This window comes from Candidatus Micrarchaeota archaeon (genome assembly GCA_021163225.1).
In the GTDB taxonomy this organism is placed as follows: domain Archaea; phylum Micrarchaeota; class Micrarchaeia; order Anstonellales; family JAGGXE01; genus JAGGXE01.
The window spans coordinates 1-17,072 of sequence record JAGGXE010000056.1 but is presented as its reverse complement, the minus strand read 5'-3'; the positions used below and the strand labels follow the sequence as shown (position 1 = coordinate 17,072).

Sequence of the window (17,072 nt, the reverse complement as noted above, 5' to 3'; positions counted from 1 at the left end):
GTTGTTGAACATAGATGACGACCACGTATACGAGTATACCGTAAACGGTGAGAGGATAAAGGAACGACTGGCTCACGGTCAAACATCCGATGGGTACGTTCCCTTATTACGTGCTCAGGAAGAGATCATCTACTACAAGTCGGGTCTGTTCACACCGTTCTCCATCAACATGAGTTACGAAGAGTTTATGACGTCAATAGAGGATAGCGATTATGTGATAGGTTATTCTTGGCGAACTGCACACGGTGAGAACTGGCTCACCCCTGTCAAAGACCAGGGGTATTGCGGGAGTTGTTGGGCGTTCGGTACTATCGGAGCGTTAGAATCGTACATAAACCTCTACTATAACCAGCACATTGACGTGAACCTGAGCGAACAAGATTTGGTATCATGTAGCGGTGCAGGAGGATGTTATGGCGGCAATTATCCAGATGCCTATGATTATATTCAAAGCACGGGAGTAGTTGATGAGGAATGTTTCCCATACACAGAATCCGATGCACCGTGTAGTGATAAATGTAGTGATTGGAGTTCCCGGGTATGGAAGATCACAGGACACAGCGATGTCGTATTCGTTGATTATTACATTGACAGGCTTGACCCTAACGTGGTGAACTATTACAGAAACATGACATCCAACGGTCCCATGACGACCGGGATAAATTGGTGGGATCATGTTATAACTGGAGTAGGGTTCAAGATATTCACAAACTACGGTATCAACGCATTAGAGGTCAAGAACTCTTGGGGTGATTGGTGGGGTCATGACGGATACGGATACATACTACAATTCTCAGAATTTGATTATATAACGATTGATGGCCTGATCCCGCCCAGCGGTACCGCATACACTAAAGAATGTAGGGATAGTGATGGAGACGGTTATTGTTGGTGGGGGGTAGGTGAGAAGCCTTCAACGTGTCCCTCTTCATGTGCGGGTAACGATGTAGAAGATTGTGATGATTCAGACCCTGAGAAGAACGGGTTTGTTGACGGTTATATGTGTATAAAAAACCAGTACAAGATAGATTCATGTAAGGTTATCTCAACACCCGGCACATACTTTGTCACTCAAGATATATCTTCATCCTCCCCTGTTTGTATTGACGTGCAATCAGATAACGTAGTCATTCTCGGTAGAAGTTATAAGATCACCGGTTCAGGTACCGGAACTGGGGTACGTATAAACGGACATTCTGATGTTCATATAAAGAATATCATACTGGACAATTTTGATACCGGAGTGGATATTGACAGTAGTACCAACGTAGTCATCAAATACTTGATAATAAACCGGTCAAACACAGGTATTGATATATATAATTCAGATTCTAACAGGTTCAAGATGAACAAGGTCTTGAACTGTGAGGAAGGGATTAAGGTGGTTGATTCAAACAACAATCGGTTTGAAGGGAATTACGTCAAATCTAGTGTGATTGATTCCCTGTATGTGGAGGGGTCTAGCGATAACGAGTTTTATTATAATACATTCTGCGGTGGCACTGTTGACGTGAATGTGGTCAGCGGAACCAATCAGTTTAACGGAACCGTCTGTTCATCGTCATCGGGGTCGGTCTGTGTCCACGGATGTTCTGAGGATTACGATTGTGTTAACCTGTACTGGTTTGATAGTTATCCGGACGGATTATCCTTTGATAAAGGTACGTTTACCCATGAGTCGGGTTCGTTAGAACTGTGTAACATCACCTATTACTTTGACAAGGATAACCGGTTAATATTCTGGACCCCGTCCCCTGAAACGTTAGACTGTAACGGTGCAACGATCACATCTGACTTTAACACGTATCCCTATGATACATCTTCTGAAGATAATTTAGGGTATGGTGATGTGGGCGAGATAGTGATATCCCAGGGTACTATCAGGAATTGTAATTTTGTCAATCTGCCAACACCGATAACCCAACTTGGAACTCGTACCGAGTTGTTCATTGAGAACAATCGGTTCGAAAACATCTCAGGGTGCGGTATTGCCATACACATGCGTTGGGCGAATTTCGTCATAAGGAACAACACGTTCAAGAATGTTGTAGTGGACGACCCGGACCTATACTACGAGGGATACGGAGTGATCCATATAGACGGTCTTACTGATAGGTTCTTCTCACCCAACCTCATAGCCAACAACACCTTCTACAACTGTACCCCAATCACATCGGGGAATCTGGATTATTGGTTACGGTACAGTCCGTTGCACATAGTCAACAATACGTTTTCCAATGCCACAACCGTGAGTTATTCTACCTACAGCATCTACTTAAGGTACATAAACAATCTGGTGATAGCAAACAACCGGTTCTTCAACAACTCGTGGATTAAGGTGAGAGACACATCCAACTCTAATATAAGTAATAACCTCTTCACCACCCCAACAGGTTCTTCAACTTGTATCAAATTCTTTGACGGGACCAATTCGCTCATCTACAATAACACGTTCATCTGTAGCAGCGGTAATTATCTTTATGGAATTTGGCTGAAAGATAGTTATAACAACAACGTCTCAAACAATTACATTGAATCTTTGTATAGAGGCATATACCTACGGTACTCAGATAACAACGATGTGGAAGACAACATAATACTGAATAGCGGTAGTTATGGGGTATACATGTCTTCCTCTTCATCCAACCATATCAGGAACAACATCATCTGTGGCTCAGGAACTTATGATATAAAGGAATCTGGTTCTAATGAGTATACGGATAACTACTGTGAGACCTCAGATCCCGCTGGGTTATGTACTGCAACCCGTACCTATTACTACGATGGTGATTCGGACACCTACGGCGGAGAAACAACCATGGATGGACATTGTCCGTCTCCTGGGTATACTTGGAGATCGGGTGACTGTAACGATAGTAACCCTGACATTCATCCGGGTGCGGAAGAGGTATGCGACGGGTTGGACAACGATTGTAACGGTTATGCGGACGACGGGTTACCCACGTACACCTATTACTCGGATTCGGACGGTGACACCTATGGTGATCCCGCTTCACCTTATACTACCTGTTATTCCACACCACCGACCGGGTACGTAATTGATAACACAGATTGTAACGATACTAATGCCGATATACATCCCGGAGCAACCGAGGTGTGTAATGAATACGATGACAACTGTGACGGTAACATAAACGAAGGATTTGACTCAGATGGAGATACTTACACGATCTGTGGGTATTCCACCTTAGACGGTTCGTTTACAGGAGTGGACTGTAATGATACGAACGCTGACATCAACCCTGGTGCGACCGAGATATGTAATGAATACGATGATAACTGTGACGGTAATATAAACGAAGGATTTGACTCAGATGGAGATACCTACACGATCTGTGGGTATTCCACCTTAGACGGTTCGTTTACAGGAGTGGACTGTAACGATACGAACGCGACAGTATACCCGGGTGCTCCCGAGGTATGCGACGGTGTAGACCAGGATTGTGATGGATTGTTTGACGAAGATTTTGATTCGGACGGAGACGGGTACACTACTTGCGGTTATAACATCACAACGGGCGAATACATAGAACCTGATTGTCTGGACGACCCGTCTGGCGATCCACCGGGATGTCCCACCGACCCGAGCGGTTGTGACCCGGGTTGTCCCTCTGACGGTACCTCGGCATGCGCGATCTGTGTCAACCCTGGACATACCACCGAGTGTTGTGGTGATTCGGTGGACAACAACTGTGACGGTCTGTTGGATGATGAGGATCCTGACTGTGTGCCTTTGGGAATAGATATAATGGACATGGACGGTGACGGGTATAACGTGTACGTGGACTGTGACGACCTTGATCCGAGGGTACATCCCGGTGCGTTTGACCGCGCGAACGGTAGGGACGACGATTGTGACGGGTTGATTGATGAGGACGTTAGACCGGGTCTGAAACCGGGTTATCCGTACGATAAGATACCCGTACGCGTCCGACCAAAACTCGACATTCGAAACGATCTGATCAAAATAAGAGGATGAACGTACAACACTTTCATTTTTTAATCACTTGGGTCCGATGGAAGAATTTGATTATATTTAAAAAGATTTAGTACAGATATTTGCACATGGGTAACATTGCCGATAACCTGCGTAAAGCGTTCAGGATTCTGGCGGCAGTAGCGGTTTTCGGAGGTGTTGTTTATCTCGGTTATAATGTGTTCTATCTGAAAATAGGTTACGCTTTGTTGATAGGGGCGATTGCCGGCGTCATGACATACGTTCTTCTTTCGGGTTATTCTCCACCTGAAAGTGTTAAACGCGTACTCCGTATCCTGTTCGCGGTGTTGGGTGGAGGAGTAGTCGGATACGTAGCTTACAATCAGGGTTATGATATCAAGTTCGTGGTTGCGGGTGCGTTGATAGTTTTTATCGTGTTAGCCGTACTGCTCGAGAAAGGTAAGGGGGCAGGAGGGGAAGATTAAGGTCTGAAATCGTAAAGTGTGGTCTGCGTGTTATCCCTTCTGATTTTTCTCCGGTCTTCAGTAGAACCGTTCCTCTGCAGATCGACAAGGACCTCGCCGTAAACACCGTCATAACCGGGGCGGATGTTCACCAGTCCGGACCTTGCCCTTATTATAGCCTCCGCGAGGTTAGGTTCAACCATCTGTAACAGATAATCTTTTTTGGCATGAAGTACCCTGTATTCGTTGCCGAAATATGTTACAAGGTCATCGTACATCTTCTGGACCTTTTTCGATGTTTTTGATGTTTTGTAGACTTGAGAGATGATCTCTCTTAACGGTATCAGATGTTCGAACGGCGCGGCGTTTTCCGGCACGTAACCTGATGGTCTGTCTGCCAGGTCATCAACACGATGAAGCACGCCTAACGTCAACGGTTTTCTGCAAACAGGACATATGTTACCCAATTTTTTTGCCTCTTCCGGTGATAACACTATTCCGCATTTCCTGTGCCCGTCGTAATGGTATTTACCTTCCTCAGGATAGAATTCCACTGTTTTAACCGTCTCCTTTCTACGGATCTTCTCTATCAGTTCTCTGTATGAAGGGGTTTGAAGGTCGAACACGGTGGCTTCCCGTCCCAGGTTTTCTAAAGAGTGCGCATCAGACCCTGACAACACCGTGTATCTGTCCAACGCGCTCAACCGCCAGTTCATAGGCGGGTCAGATGATAAACCCGTTTCAAAGGCATGGATGTGCCTGGTTTGGTCTTCATAACATTCCTCCATGGAATCGAATCCTGATTTCGAACCGAACGCACCGAACCACGGCGTCCATATGTGCGCAGGGTAAACCTCTATCATGTCGGAAACAGAACGTAAGACCTCAACGAGTTCGGGCGAACTCATCGATAACGTGGGACGTCCGTCCGTGTCCAACTGACCGTATCTGGATAACACGTCCGACACCTGTTCAACAACTTCAAACGATGGTGCCAGAACGCAATGGTGAACCTTTCTGATCTTCTTATCTTTAACGTAAACAGTGTTGACCTCTGTAGCGAGTATGAAGTATATCCCTTTGTAAGGGTACAAACCCGAATCGTTTCCATCAGCATCGAGATGTGTTTTAAGTTCTTCCAACCATCCAGGATGGGTGAAATCGCCGGTTCCGAGTAGTTTGATCCCTTTCTTTTTTGCCCAATCCGCCAATCTATCAACGTTTATCCGTGGTGAGGTACCGCGAGCAAAACGCGAGTGTATGTGAAGGTCTGCCAGGTATTCCATTCATACACCTAAACGGTCTTTTATCTTTGACGATTTAAATATTTTGTCGTTTATCGGTTTTTTGAGTCGGACTATCCTGCACGGTTTTCCTGTTATCCTTTCTACCGATGCAGCATCTACAAATGGTTTCTGATCATAACCGAACACGATGACGTCCGGACGTACTCTTTTTATTGTGGCCAACCTATTCCTTGACCCGATCAACGCTACATCGACAGGTTTAAGCTGTTCAACCATCGCCTTCCTGTACTTCTGGTTATGTACAGGCAGTTTACCTTTCAACCGTTCAACGGTCTCGTCCCGTGCGATTACCACTACCAGTACATCTCCGTACTTCTTTGCGCGGTTGAGTGTATAGATATGTCCGTAATGTAATATATCGAACACACCTCCCGTCAGAACAACCTTATACCTGCTTCTCAGCGAATCTGGTAGGAAATATCTGTTTCCTTTCTTAACCAAGACCCTCCTGAACTCTTTAGGCAACTCAAGCGCAAACCTCTCTGAGAAACCGTTGCCTCTGATCTCAAGCTCTAACAGGGCTTTCAGAATTTCATCGACCGTTTTATCGTTTATCATCGATTACAATCAAACTTCTGCATTAATAAAATTTTTCTTCAACAACAACCTGTGTTTTCAGACGTCCAAGGTCCAACATTTTTAAATCCTCTCTCTTTATGTAATATATGCCGACCTTTGATATCGACCGGAGACGAACCCTTGAAAAGGTGGGTGTGGAAACGGTCGACCGTATTCTTTCTACCGATGACGAAATCGTTGCTTTCGAACTGTTTAAGCGGAACATCTTACCGTTCAGAGATTATATCGGAGATGATCCGGCATTGGCCAGAATGTATCATGATTGGATGATCACGATAGCGCTCCGTTCCAAACATCGGGGAATCAGGATTACTGCGATCGAACAGTTGTACGAACAGGATGATATCGATGGACTCTTCAGGGTCATAAAGGAAACTCCGTATGACAAGGATAGAAGGATCTGTATAAATCTCATACTGGAGAGTTGTCGGGAATACGTTTCCGGTTCCCCTCTGGTCACGCTGTCGCATAAGTTGGGTGTGGGGACTGGCGGTATCCGGGTAAAACCTAGAAATTGGTTGAACGAGTTATCGCGTCTGCCCTCTGTGATACCTGATTATGAGCTTCGTAAGGAGACTGCGGTAAAGGTCTATCAACTGTTGAAGCAGTACAGACCTGCCAAAGCGTAGAGTTCTGCCTCAAGGATAAACTCTGTTTATCGTTCGCGGAAAGGCTATCGCGTCTCGAATATGGTCAAGGTTAAGTATCCATTTCAGAAACCTTTCTATCCCAAGACCGAATCCGCTGTGCGGTACGGAACCGTATCTCCGTAAATCAACATACCATTTATAGGCAGGGTTCTCAGGGTCGAGACCGAACCGTTTCATCGAATCGATCAACTCTTCCAGGTCCCAGATTCTTTCAGAACCTCCGATGATTTCACCGTGCCCTTGCGGCGCGAGTACGTCATCGTTCAGTACGTAACGTTCGTCATCTGGGTCGACCTTCATGTAGAACGCTTTAGTATCTCTCGGATACCTTTCAATAACCAGAGGAACATCGTAGTCTTGAGTGAGCGCCTTCTCTTCATCCGCTCCCGGGTCATCCCCCCACTTAAACCTTAACCCTTTTTTGTTGAGAACATCCACCATTTCGTCATAGGTTATTCTGGGAAACGGTGCCCTTATCTCTTTAAGCGAGTCAGGACTTCGTCCCAACTTTTCGAGCAATGGACCATGGTTCTCGACCAATCTTCTGATGACATGTTCTATCATCCTTTCCTGGAGTCGTATGTTATCGTCGTGAAACATCCAAGCGGCTTCGGGTTCGAGATGCCAGTACTCTGCAAGATGTCTGACCGTTCTGGAACGTTCCGCGCGAAAAGACGGCGCGTACAGATACACCTTTTCGTGCGAATATATGAATGCTTCAGCGTACAACTGTCCGCTCTCGCTCAAGTATGCAGGTTCACCGAAATAGTCAACCTGAAACACCTGCGACCCTCCTTCACAGGCATTCTTCGTTATTATCGGTGGCGGGATCTCAAAAAACCCTTCTTTATTGAAGAACTCTCTCAGATAGATTAACGTGTAATGTCTGACTTTGAAGATGTCGGTGAGCCTTCTGGACCTGACCCATAGGTGTCTAACATCGAGGAGAAATTCTGTTGATAGATCTTTGCTGATCGGGAACGGTTCGCCGACGCATACCGGATACAACTCTTTCACATGAATCTCGTAACCAGTAGGTGCTCTCTCGTCTTTGACTACTTCTCCTTTCACCAGGAAAGAACTTTCGATGTAAAGCCCGTTCGCACGTTCCCAAGTATCTCTGTCCACTTCGTTCTTTGTAACTATGCATTGAACGATACCGTTAACGTCGCGTAGTATGACGAACACATAGTTTGAAGATGACCTTATCCTGTAGACCCAACCCCTAAGCCAAACATCTTTGCCTACGTTCTCTGCCAACGAATCGGTATGGATAAACCGTTCTCCTTTGATGATTCTGTACACCCTATCGATGTATTCCTTACCGAAGATGTCCATGTCTCCTTTTTCTCCAAGCGTTTTTATAAACCTATCGAGAAAATACACATAAAAACCTATTTCGCGGAAAGTAAGGTTTTAAAGCCGATCGAATAAATATATCTCTAAACCGGACACGTTTTCAACCGTACGGTGCGGCCATGGTCTAGCGGTAGGATGCAAGCCTCCCAAGCTTGAGGTCCGGGTTCGACTCCCGGTGGCCGCACTTTTCAAAATTTTAGAGAGAAGAAAGGTGTGATCGGTGTTGAGAGAGTGGTTGTGATGGATTTTGGAAGATATTCGGGTTTAATCTTAGTGATGTTATGTTTTCATTTCCTTATTATGCCTTTATCCTATGCATGTGTAGAAGGTTCCAGTAAAGTTGTCGTTCCCGCAGTTGTCGGTAAAGACAGAGGCAGGCTTGTGACCATCTCTGTCAAGGTTACCAACGGAACTGGTAACGTCTATACAGAAATTCATCCCATCACAGGTGCTTACACCCAATCCTCTGAACTGTCCGCAGTCAAAGCCGCCTTTGATTATCTGAATATGTCAAACTCGGACTGTGATGTTTATTTCGATGTGGAGGGCGTCTCCGGTGCCTACGTTGACGGGCCGAGCGCCGGCGCAGCCATGGCGCTCGGCCTCGTCAGCGCGTTGACAGGTCGCGAACCACGGTCTGACGCGCTCGTTACCGGCACGATAAACGATGAAGGTGTCATAGGACCGATAGGCGGATTGATAGAGAAGGCGAAGGCAACGAGAGTTTTGGGGTACGATTATCTGCTTACCAGTCTGGATGACCCCCGCGATGTGCTGCTCACCTCATTTATAGAAGACAGGTACGGTATACGGTTGGTCAACGTCCGAAACCTAACCGACCTGTGTAACAAGATGTTTTCGAACGAACCTCTCGACACACCTACCTATAACCCTACGCACACAGTCGTTGATGGTGTTGGCAGGTATGAAACATCCGGGTTGGACGATTTCAGAATGATAGCGGTTACGATGGTGGCGGAGTTTGATGACGGAATATCTAGGGAACTGAACGAGGTTTCTAACAGAAGTGAGTTGTACAAGATTTTATCTTATTATAAGGAAGAAACACCTCTGATACGGAAGCTGATAGAGCACGGTTATCTCTACACTGCTGCCAACAAAGTGTTTACCATGTCGATAGATGTCAGATACCTGCTCGGTCTGTACAAAGGGTTTGATTTGAATGAAGAGATAGAGGCTACGAGGAGTTGTCTATCTTCTCTGGACATCCACGAGAAACGTGATGATAACTGGGATTGGATAGCCGGTGCAGAGATGCGTATCACATGGGCCAACGACACGGTTTCTCAGGTGTCCGAGCAAGCCGCATCGATCGATACGGATGAGGAAGAATACATGTTGTACAACACCGTCCTTCGCGCAAAGGCATGGTGTACCGTAGCACGTTATCTCAATATCAGGTCCAACGGTACCCCTGTTAACGAATCCCTACTCAGAGATCTTGCAAAGATGAGGTTGAACCATCTCGCATCGGAATTTGCTAAGACGTCCATAACATCGAAGGACGCGGAACAGCATTACCTGTACGCTCAACAGGATTACGAAGAGGGTAAGTATGCAGCCTCGCTTTTCGAAAGCTGTTACGCACTGGCGTTTTATAAGAGTTACAGGGATGAAACTACTGAGAAACACGAACCTATCACGCCTTTTACCCCTAAAACCAGGTGGGGACAACTGTTCTATTCCCAGTTTCTTTATCTTAACAGGACAGGTGACAGGTCGGCGGAGACCCTGTACCTACTGGCAAAGTGTATGGAAGAAACAACCGATGAAATAAATGATGTATTTAATAAACATGCGCAACCGGTTGATGTTACCGGAGGTAACGCCGCCGGTCAGCTACTGAAGTTTCCTTTTGAATTCGATGTACGTGCAAACATCCCTCTATTGAGGGGTCTGTTATTTTTGTGTTCGTTGGTTTCGTTGTACGTCGTACTGCGGAGTTTAAATAGGGAGGGTTAGTGTTATGGTTATGGACGAGTTTGACGTATCGTTCCTGAAAAATGTGAAGGGTGATATGCTGGACAGGTCGGATGAGGAGGAGAACGCGGACCTGTTGGAGGAATGTGAGAGAAAACTCCTCATCTATAAAACGATCGTTAACCGGTATGCAGACGTTATTGCATCTAATGAGCGTAAGACGATAACAGAACTGAAACAGATGGTTGACAGAGAGGATTCGGTGGTTCTGGAGATAGTTGAGGGTATTAAAAAGAGGATAAGTAACGAGGAGGGATTTATTCCTGAACGTGACGTTGAACGCGCGGTTGAAGAGATCGTTAACATCGGTAGAGAGATCAGGCTCGTGAAATTCCCTGTAACGTTCTGGTTGAGTTTCAAAGAGATTAACGAACTGAAGATTGCCGACGGTGTGGACAGAGCAGTGTTCATGTGCGCGATTGCCAGGGCATTGGGTTATCAGTGTGAGGTGTGCGTCTCCAAGGACGGTAGTGTTTATCTCATCCTCTCACCAGGACAGGATCTGGATTCTGGTGAGGTGTTTGTTATTCTTCCCGATTGTAGCATAAGAAAAGGGTTAAAAAAGGATGTAATAAATGAATACTGTCTGGCTTACGGTTTCAACGATGTCGTTTACGAAGAGTTTAACGGGGTGTTGTGATGGGTGAAGTGAAGATAGATACAGACAAATGTATATACTGCGGAGCATGTGTAGGCGTGTGTCCTGTCCTGGCGTTGAGATTGAAGGATGTTGTTGTAGAATGGGACCCTGAGAAATGTGTGTACTGCGGTAACTGCGAACAGATCTGTCCGGCAGGCGCCATAAAAGTTATCAAAGAATAAGAAGGTGGTGATCCTATGGAAAATTATGATGCGATTGTAGTAGGTGCAGGTCCGGCCGGTTCGATGGCAGCCAAAACATTGGCCGAAAAAGGTAGGTCTGTGCTGCTTGTGGAAAGAAAGAAGGAGATCGGCGCACCTGTCAGATGCGGGGAAGGGTTCGGTGCACATTGGGAGAAGGCATTGGGTATCAAGATAGATGAACATGCGATATCGTGTCGAATAAACGGTGCAAAACTGTTTTCTCCGGATTTGGAAAAATCGTTAACCGTAAAATATGATGAATCTAAGGGATATGTTCTGGATAGAAAGGTCTTCGATAAACAACTCGCCATCGATGCGGCCCGCAGAGGTGCGGAGATTACGGTGAAATCAGAGGTTGTTGATGTTATAAGGGAAGGGGACCGTGTTACCGGCGTTGTAATAGAAAACGACAACGGCAAACAGAAGGTCAATGCTGAGGTAGTGATAGCGGCGGACGGTGCCGAATCGCGTGTCGCACGCATGGCAGGTCTCGCCACAGCATCGACACTTTACGACAGCGATACAGGGTACGAATACGAACTTGTCAACGTTGATTGTGAGGATTTGATCGAACTGTACTTCTCGAACGAATACGCAAAACGCGGTTACCTCTGGGTATTTCCCAAGGGTAAGGATGTGGCGAACGTAGGTGTAGGCATCGGCGGACATGTTCAGGGTTGCACGGCTAAGGAATGTCTGGACAGATGGATGAAAGGTCCTATGAAGGAGAGGTTCAAACATGCGCAACCGGTTGCCATCAAAGGTGGTCTCATACCTGTCGGTTTGTACACCGGTAAGATAGTCGGTAACGGTATAGTTGTTATAGGGACGGCCGCGCACCTCGTTGATCCGATCCACGGGGGAGGTATAGCGTTGGCCATGCACTCAGGAGTGATAGCAGGCAATGTTGTGGACGAGGCGTTGGAGAGCAGAGATGTCTCCGAAAAGGCGTTGCACAGGTTCGTTGAAGAGTGGGAGAAATCGCAAGGTAAAAAACTTAAGAAGAGATTACTCTTGAGGAAGGCGCTGGAAAAGCTTACAGATGACGATTTTAACTACGTGTTCAGGGTGCTTTCGGATGAAGATATCACTCTTCTGTTACAGGGTAAATACGCGCCTGTTGTAAAGAAGGTGTTGGTGGGCAGGCCCCAACTTTTAAAAGTGTTGAGCGCACTATTATAACGGGGGAGCGGATGGCTACTCTGGAACTGAGACGGTTGAGCCCTAAGATCAAATACCTATGGTTCATGCAGTACATCGTAGCAGGTTTGATCGTATGGATAGTGCTTTCAGTAGTCGCTGTCTCTATCGACCTACCTGTTCTTTCCAGGTTTTCTGATGCGACGCGTATGCTCGTCGTTCTTGCAGTCGTGATGATATTTCTTCTCCCCGTCCTGTTGTGGTTGGAACTCAAGTACAGGAGTTTTACCTATACCCTGACCGATGAAAGCATAATAATAAGGGAGGGGGTGATAGCTAAGAAACAGGTTGACATACCTTATGTGTCTATCGAGAATGTGGATGTCAAGAAACCCGTGATATACCGGTTGTTGGGGTTGGGAGTGGTCAGTATCGACACCGCTGGCGGTACCGGTAAGGAAGGTGTGCTACCGGGTGTAGACCGTCCGGACGACCTTGTGAACGAGATATTGGAAAGGATCAAGGCGGTCCGTGGTGCGGGTGAGAAGGCGAGGGAGGAACGGTCCCTCATGCTTCTGGAGAACATACTCAATGAACTTGTCGGATTACGTAACGATATTCAGGAACTGTTCGTGGCAAAAGAGGAACACAGGCCCAGGAAACGTCGTAAGAAAAGCGAAAAACGCGAGATTCCTTCACCCACCGAACCGATCGCGGATACAAAGCTCAGGTAAAAAGATAAATTTTTATACTTGTAATATCTTAATGAGAGAGGTGGTTTTATGGTGCTAGTTGAGATTACGGATTATGAAGACCTTACAAAGTACGAGAAGGCGCGCGTGATCGGGGCACGTGCCCTCCAATTAGACCTCGGAGCACCCCCGCTTATAACCGTTCCGGAAGGTACTACCGATTCGATAGCGTTGGCAAAGGAGGAGTTCAGAAGAAGGGTAATACCTTTGATAGTGCTTAGGGAAAAACGTCAGTGAACGTCTTCTCTGCTTCTACCCTTTTTTCGATATCAAACTGATCGTCAACCCGTTTTTGACCTCTTCTTTGACCATTATCCTGTCCTTTATCGATACATAAACTCTGCCGACGTCTATGTCGTCCGTTCTTAACCTTACAACGTAACACTCTATCCCTGAAACGTTTTCTCTCCCGATGACTTCAACAGTGAACACGGTTGGAACCACCATCTCTTCAAACGAAAACCTGACCTTACTCTTACGTGTTGCGGACCATCTGAAACTATCGTTTAAAGCCAACATCCATGGACGGAACACTGATGATGAGACCTCTGCGTTCGTCGGGTTTATGACGTTGCCTCTTCTATCATAACATACATAGGTTGTCCTTCCTTCAAAAGATTCTGTTATACATACAACTTCTTCGGAGACGTTGATTCTCGCATGCAGTAACCCCGATTCGTTGCCGATGCTGACATTGTAGACCAGATCCATATTACTGATGTTCCAAAACCCTTTGGACAACGGTTGATGTTCTCCTTCGGAGTATACTTCAACCTCTGGTTTAAACAACATACCTAACACGATGAACAACACAATAAGACCTACACTCAGTATCAATACCCATTTAATTTTGTTCACTGTCTATCACCTGAACAATGCACGTCTGATCCGTTCCCAAGGGAATATGTCTCTACCGAAATGACCGAAGACGGCTGTCTTCCTGTAGATAGGTCTTCTTAGGTTAAGCATCTCTATCATCTCTTTCGGTCTGTACGTGAATCTGTTTACGACCTTCTCTATCTTCTTACGGTTTACATGTTCTGTTCCAAAGGTTTCGAACGATACAGACACGGGCCTAGGTCGTCCGATCACGTAAGCGAGTTGAAGTTCGAACTCATCGGCAAGACCTAAACCGACGATGTTTTTTGCAACGAACCGTGCCATGTAAGCAGCGCTTCTGTCGACTTTGGTCGGGTCCTTACCGGACAGACATCCACCGCCGTGGTGCGCCCATCCCCCATATGTATCTACAGCCGGTTTCTTTCCGGTCAAACCCGAGTCAGCCGCCGGACCGCCCATCACAAACCGTCCTGATCGATTGATGTAAATCTTAGTGTTCGAATCCATCCATTCACCGATCACCGGTAGTATAACGTATTTGATGAGGTCTTCTTCAATCCTTTCCTTGGGTACCGACCCGTCGTGTTGTGCAGCCAGCACAACCGAATCGACGCGTACAGGTAACCCGTCTTCAAATTCGACAGTCACTTGTGTCTTACCGTCCGGTCTCAGGTAAGGTAATACTTTGTTGACCCTTGCCCTGTACAACCGTTCCGCTAACCGATGTGCTAACATTATCGGTAGAGGCATGAGTTCTTCTGTATGTTTGATCGCGTAACCGAACATGATTCCCTGGTCCCCTGCACCTATCTCCCTTTTTTTAACGACTGCGCGCGCTATCTCTGGTGATTGTTCATGAACATCGGTTATAACTTCACACGTCCTGTAGTCCATACCTATCTCTTCATCTGTGTACCCTACCTGTTTCATCACGTTACGGGCTATCCTCTCGTAGTCAATACTGGCTCGGGTACCGACTTCACCGAATATGTGGCAGACACCCTTTGTCACCGTTGTATCGATGGCCACACGTGCTGTCCTGTCCTTACGGAGTATCGCGTCCAGTATTGCGTCTGAGATCTGGTCGCACAGTTTATCCGGATGACCAGGTAACACCGATTCCGAAGTGAAGAATCTGTAACTCATCGTCCTCTATCTCATCAAAAAACTTTATAAAAAGTATGGAAAAAGAGGGAAGGAAAATCAGTCCGTGATACCCTTTTCCGTTACCCTGAACACGCATTCGCTATCCGGGAGACACGGCGAATCGACGAGTCTTGCCACACGTTTGTTGTCTTTACCCCTTCTCAGATAAACCCTGTAAGTGGCTGCATGACCGAGGACGTGTCCGCCGATCGGAGTAGTGGGGTCACCGAACAGCACGCCCGGGTTATCCATCACCTGGTTGGTCACGTACACTGCTATGTTATACTTGTCTGCCAGATGCTGAAGCGTATGCACGTGTTTGTTGAGTTTCTGCTGACGTTCGCTGAGCGACCCGCGACCGAGATAATCTACTCTGAAATGGGATGTCAACGAGTCAACGATCAACAGTTTTATGTTATGCTCTTTTATGTAGTCCTCCGCCTTTTCAACAAGGACGATCTGGTGGTCGGAATTAATCGCTTTTGCAACGAGTATGTTCTTGAGCACTTCCTCAGGGTCGAGGCCTTTGTATTCGGCAAGTTCCCTGATCCTATCTGGTCTGAAAGTACTTTCAGTATCTATGAATATCACACCGCCTTCCAATCCGCCCTGGTCCTTTGGCAGTTGCACGTTGACAGCCAATTGAAACCCGACCTGTGTTTTAGCAGAACCGAATTTACCGTAGAACTCAGTAATAGCCATTGTTTCTATACCGCCGCCGAGTAATGCATCGAGGTTTTTGGACCCGGTGGTGATCCTGCCGACCTGTTTCCTTCGCTCGTTAAATTCGTAAGCAGTCTCAAAGGTAGTGTCCAACGCATCCTTTGCAGCCTCTATGATCTTCTTTGCGGTGTTCACGTTTACCTCTATGACCTCTGCAAGTTCGTGAGGTGATGCGGCCGCGATCTTTTGCATATCATAGTTGGCCTCTCTGAGTTTTTCTGCTTTGGCAGGTCCAACTCCTGGGAGGTCTTCAAGCTCGGTGATTATACCTTTACCCATCGTTACCACCTCTCATAATTAAAGTTGCGGACGATTGTTATCGTTCTTAAATACGAGGAGTCGGAGTTTGCCGATCTTCAGGGTATAGAACTCGGTACCGTTTTTAGAAACGTTCTTCCACATGCCTCCGACATTCACAAAAACATTCCTGCCGTCCTTTGTTGTTATCGGTTGTACTACTCTGTATTCCGGTCGGTTACCCTTACTTGAACCGGTGTCTGAGAGCGGCTCCTCACCCCCCACATCCAATGTTTCTACAACTTCTTCAACCATTCAACCACCCCATAAATTCATCGTTTATTTCCTCCCTATATATATTTATAAATATATGTATAGTTTGTTTCCACTGTATAAAGATTGAATAGGTCGACAGGATAACAGAACAGGACAACCGGGTGGAGCAGGTTAATATTTTATAATCCGTTTATCCATGGCCTCTTTGTCTCGAACAAGCAGAACCACGCGTGACGGTACATGTTCATCGGTATACTCGTAACCGGTTAACTGTGACAGTTCTCTTGCCATGGTTCTTATTTCATCCATGCTCAGCATGTGTTGTAGTGTTAAATTTCTGTCCGGATGTCGCGCGCCACCTACGTAGACGAACGATTTAACCTCTACGTAATCTGGCTGAGCCGTTTCGATCTGCTTTGCATATCCTTCTATTCTTTCTGTGTTGTAATCGCGCACCAGAGTCATTCTCAATACGGTCCTTGTTTTCCCCTTCAACGTCCTCATCACGTTCAAAGATTCGTTATACCTATCCCAGAACTGTTTTGCCGACGGCCGACATGTAACAAGATAGGACTCAAAATCAGGCGCATCCATAGAGATGTACAGTTGGGTCGGTAACGCGTCCTCTCTGTTCAACCTTTCCAACATGGCAGGGACCGTACCGTTGGTAACAAGAAATACTAGGAAACCCCTATCCTTAGCAAGTTTGATCAATCCCGGAAGATACGGGTAGAGTGTCGGTTCGCCGGCCAGTGATAAGGTAAGCAGTTTCGGATGCATGGCTTCCTCAACTTTCT

17 protein-coding genes and 1 tRNA gene are annotated in these 17,072 nt (G+C 46.4%); 10 read left to right on the top strand and 8 right to left on the bottom strand.

All coding sequences use genetic code 11. From position 1 onward, the window contains the following. Both J7K41_04050 and J7K41_04045 read left to right on the top strand, forming a co-directional pair. A partial coding sequence (locus tag J7K41_04050) for a right-handed parallel beta-helix repeat-containing protein (GenBank protein MCD6549848.1) occupies positions 1-4,000 on the top strand: 4,000 nt, incomplete at its 5' end. Between the two features lie 86 nt (positions 4,001-4,086). After that, positions 4,087-4,443 carry a hypothetical protein gene (locus J7K41_04045; protein MCD6549847.1) on the top strand — a complete coding sequence of 119 codons (357 nt, stop codon included), beginning with the start codon at positions 4,087-4,089 and terminating at the stop codon, positions 4,441-4,443. On the opposite strand, the gene J7K41_04040 is transcribed toward J7K41_04045, so the two are convergent. Continuing rightward, positions 4,440-5,708: a DNA helicase UvrD gene (locus J7K41_04040; GenBank protein MCD6549846.1), complete on the bottom strand. Its 1,269-nt coding sequence runs from the start codon at positions 5,706-5,708 to the stop codon at positions 4,440-4,442. The genes J7K41_04045 and J7K41_04040 overlap by 4 nt on opposite strands. Further along, on the bottom strand, positions 5,709-6,287 hold the full coding sequence (locus tag J7K41_04035; protein ID MCD6549845.1) for an FAD synthase: 579 nt from the start codon (positions 6,285-6,287) through the stop codon (positions 5,709-5,711). Between the two features lie 107 nt (positions 6,288-6,394). Here J7K41_04035 and J7K41_04030 point away from each other — a divergent pair, with 107 nt between their 5' ends. Next, on the top strand, positions 6,395-6,937 hold the full coding sequence (locus tag J7K41_04030) for a hypothetical protein (GenBank protein ID MCD6549844.1): 543 nt from the start codon (positions 6,395-6,397) through the stop codon (positions 6,935-6,937). Between the two features lie 9 nt (positions 6,938-6,946). On the opposite strand, the gene asnS is transcribed toward J7K41_04030, so the two are convergent. After that, the gene (gene asnS, locus J7K41_04025) at positions 6,947-8,296 is read right to left on the bottom strand and encodes an asparagine--tRNA ligase (protein ID MCD6549843.1); all 1,350 of its coding nucleotides are present in this window, start codon (positions 8,294-8,296) and stop codon (positions 6,947-6,949) included. 134 nt (positions 8,297-8,430) lie between these two features. Here asnS and J7K41_04020 point away from each other — a divergent pair. From J7K41_04020 to J7K41_03990, 7 genes are all read left to right on the top strand, one after another. Further along, a tRNA-Gly gene (locus tag J7K41_04020) sits at positions 8,431-8,501 on the top strand. A 56-nt stretch (positions 8,502-8,557) separates the two neighbouring features. Further along, the gene (locus tag J7K41_04015) at positions 8,558-10,300 is read left to right on the top strand and encodes a hypothetical protein (GenBank protein ID MCD6549842.1); all 1,743 of its coding nucleotides are present in this window, start codon (positions 8,558-8,560) and stop codon (positions 10,298-10,300) included. A gap of 4 nt (positions 10,301-10,304) precedes the next feature. Then, the gene (locus J7K41_04010; GenBank protein MCD6549841.1) at positions 10,305-10,958 is read left to right on the top strand and encodes a hypothetical protein; all 654 of its coding nucleotides are present in this window, start codon (positions 10,305-10,307) and stop codon (positions 10,956-10,958) included. Then, entirely contained in the window at positions 10,958-11,140 is a 183-nt protein-coding gene (locus J7K41_04005) for a 4Fe-4S binding protein (protein ID MCD6549840.1), read from the top strand. The genes J7K41_04010 and J7K41_04005 overlap by 1 nt, the downstream gene beginning before the upstream one ends. Positions 11,141-11,155: 15 nt before the next feature. Further along, positions 11,156-12,343: an NAD(P)/FAD-dependent oxidoreductase gene (locus J7K41_04000; protein MCD6549839.1), complete on the top strand. Its 1,188-nt coding sequence runs from the start codon at positions 11,156-11,158 to the stop codon at positions 12,341-12,343. 11 nt (positions 12,344-12,354) lie between these two features. Beyond that, positions 12,355-13,035 (top strand): PH domain-containing protein, encoded by a 681-nt coding sequence (locus J7K41_03995; protein MCD6549838.1) that lies wholly within the window; start codon positions 12,355-12,357, stop codon positions 13,033-13,035. Between the two features lie 48 nt (positions 13,036-13,083). Next, positions 13,084-13,290 (top strand): DNA-directed RNA polymerase subunit K, encoded by a 207-nt coding sequence (locus J7K41_03990; protein MCD6549837.1) that lies wholly within the window; start codon positions 13,084-13,086, stop codon positions 13,288-13,290. A 15-nt stretch (positions 13,291-13,305) separates the two neighbouring features. Here J7K41_03990 and J7K41_03985 read toward each other — a convergent pair whose 3' ends face one another. The 5 genes from J7K41_03985 to J7K41_03965 form a co-directional block, all read right to left on the bottom strand. Next, on the bottom strand, positions 13,306-13,911 hold the full coding sequence (locus tag J7K41_03985; protein MCD6549836.1) for a hypothetical protein: 606 nt from the start codon (positions 13,909-13,911) through the stop codon (positions 13,306-13,308). 6 nt (positions 13,912-13,917) lie between these two features. Next, on the bottom strand, positions 13,918-15,039 hold the full coding sequence (gene metK / locus J7K41_03980) for a methionine adenosyltransferase (protein ID MCD6549835.1): 1,122 nt from the start codon (positions 15,037-15,039) through the stop codon (positions 13,918-13,920). 57 nt (positions 15,040-15,096) lie between these two features. Continuing rightward, the gene (gene radA, locus J7K41_03975; protein ID MCD6549834.1) at positions 15,097-16,041 is read right to left on the bottom strand and encodes a DNA repair and recombination protein RadA; all 945 of its coding nucleotides are present in this window, start codon (positions 16,039-16,041) and stop codon (positions 15,097-15,099) included. An 18-nt stretch (positions 16,042-16,059) separates the two neighbouring features. Continuing rightward, entirely contained in the window at positions 16,060-16,314 is a 255-nt protein-coding gene (locus J7K41_03970; protein ID MCD6549833.1) for a hypothetical protein, read from the bottom strand. A 132-nt stretch (positions 16,315-16,446) separates the two neighbouring features. Beyond that, positions 16,447-17,072: radical SAM protein (locus J7K41_03965; protein MCD6549832.1), on the bottom strand; the 626-nt coding region annotated here is incomplete at its 5' end.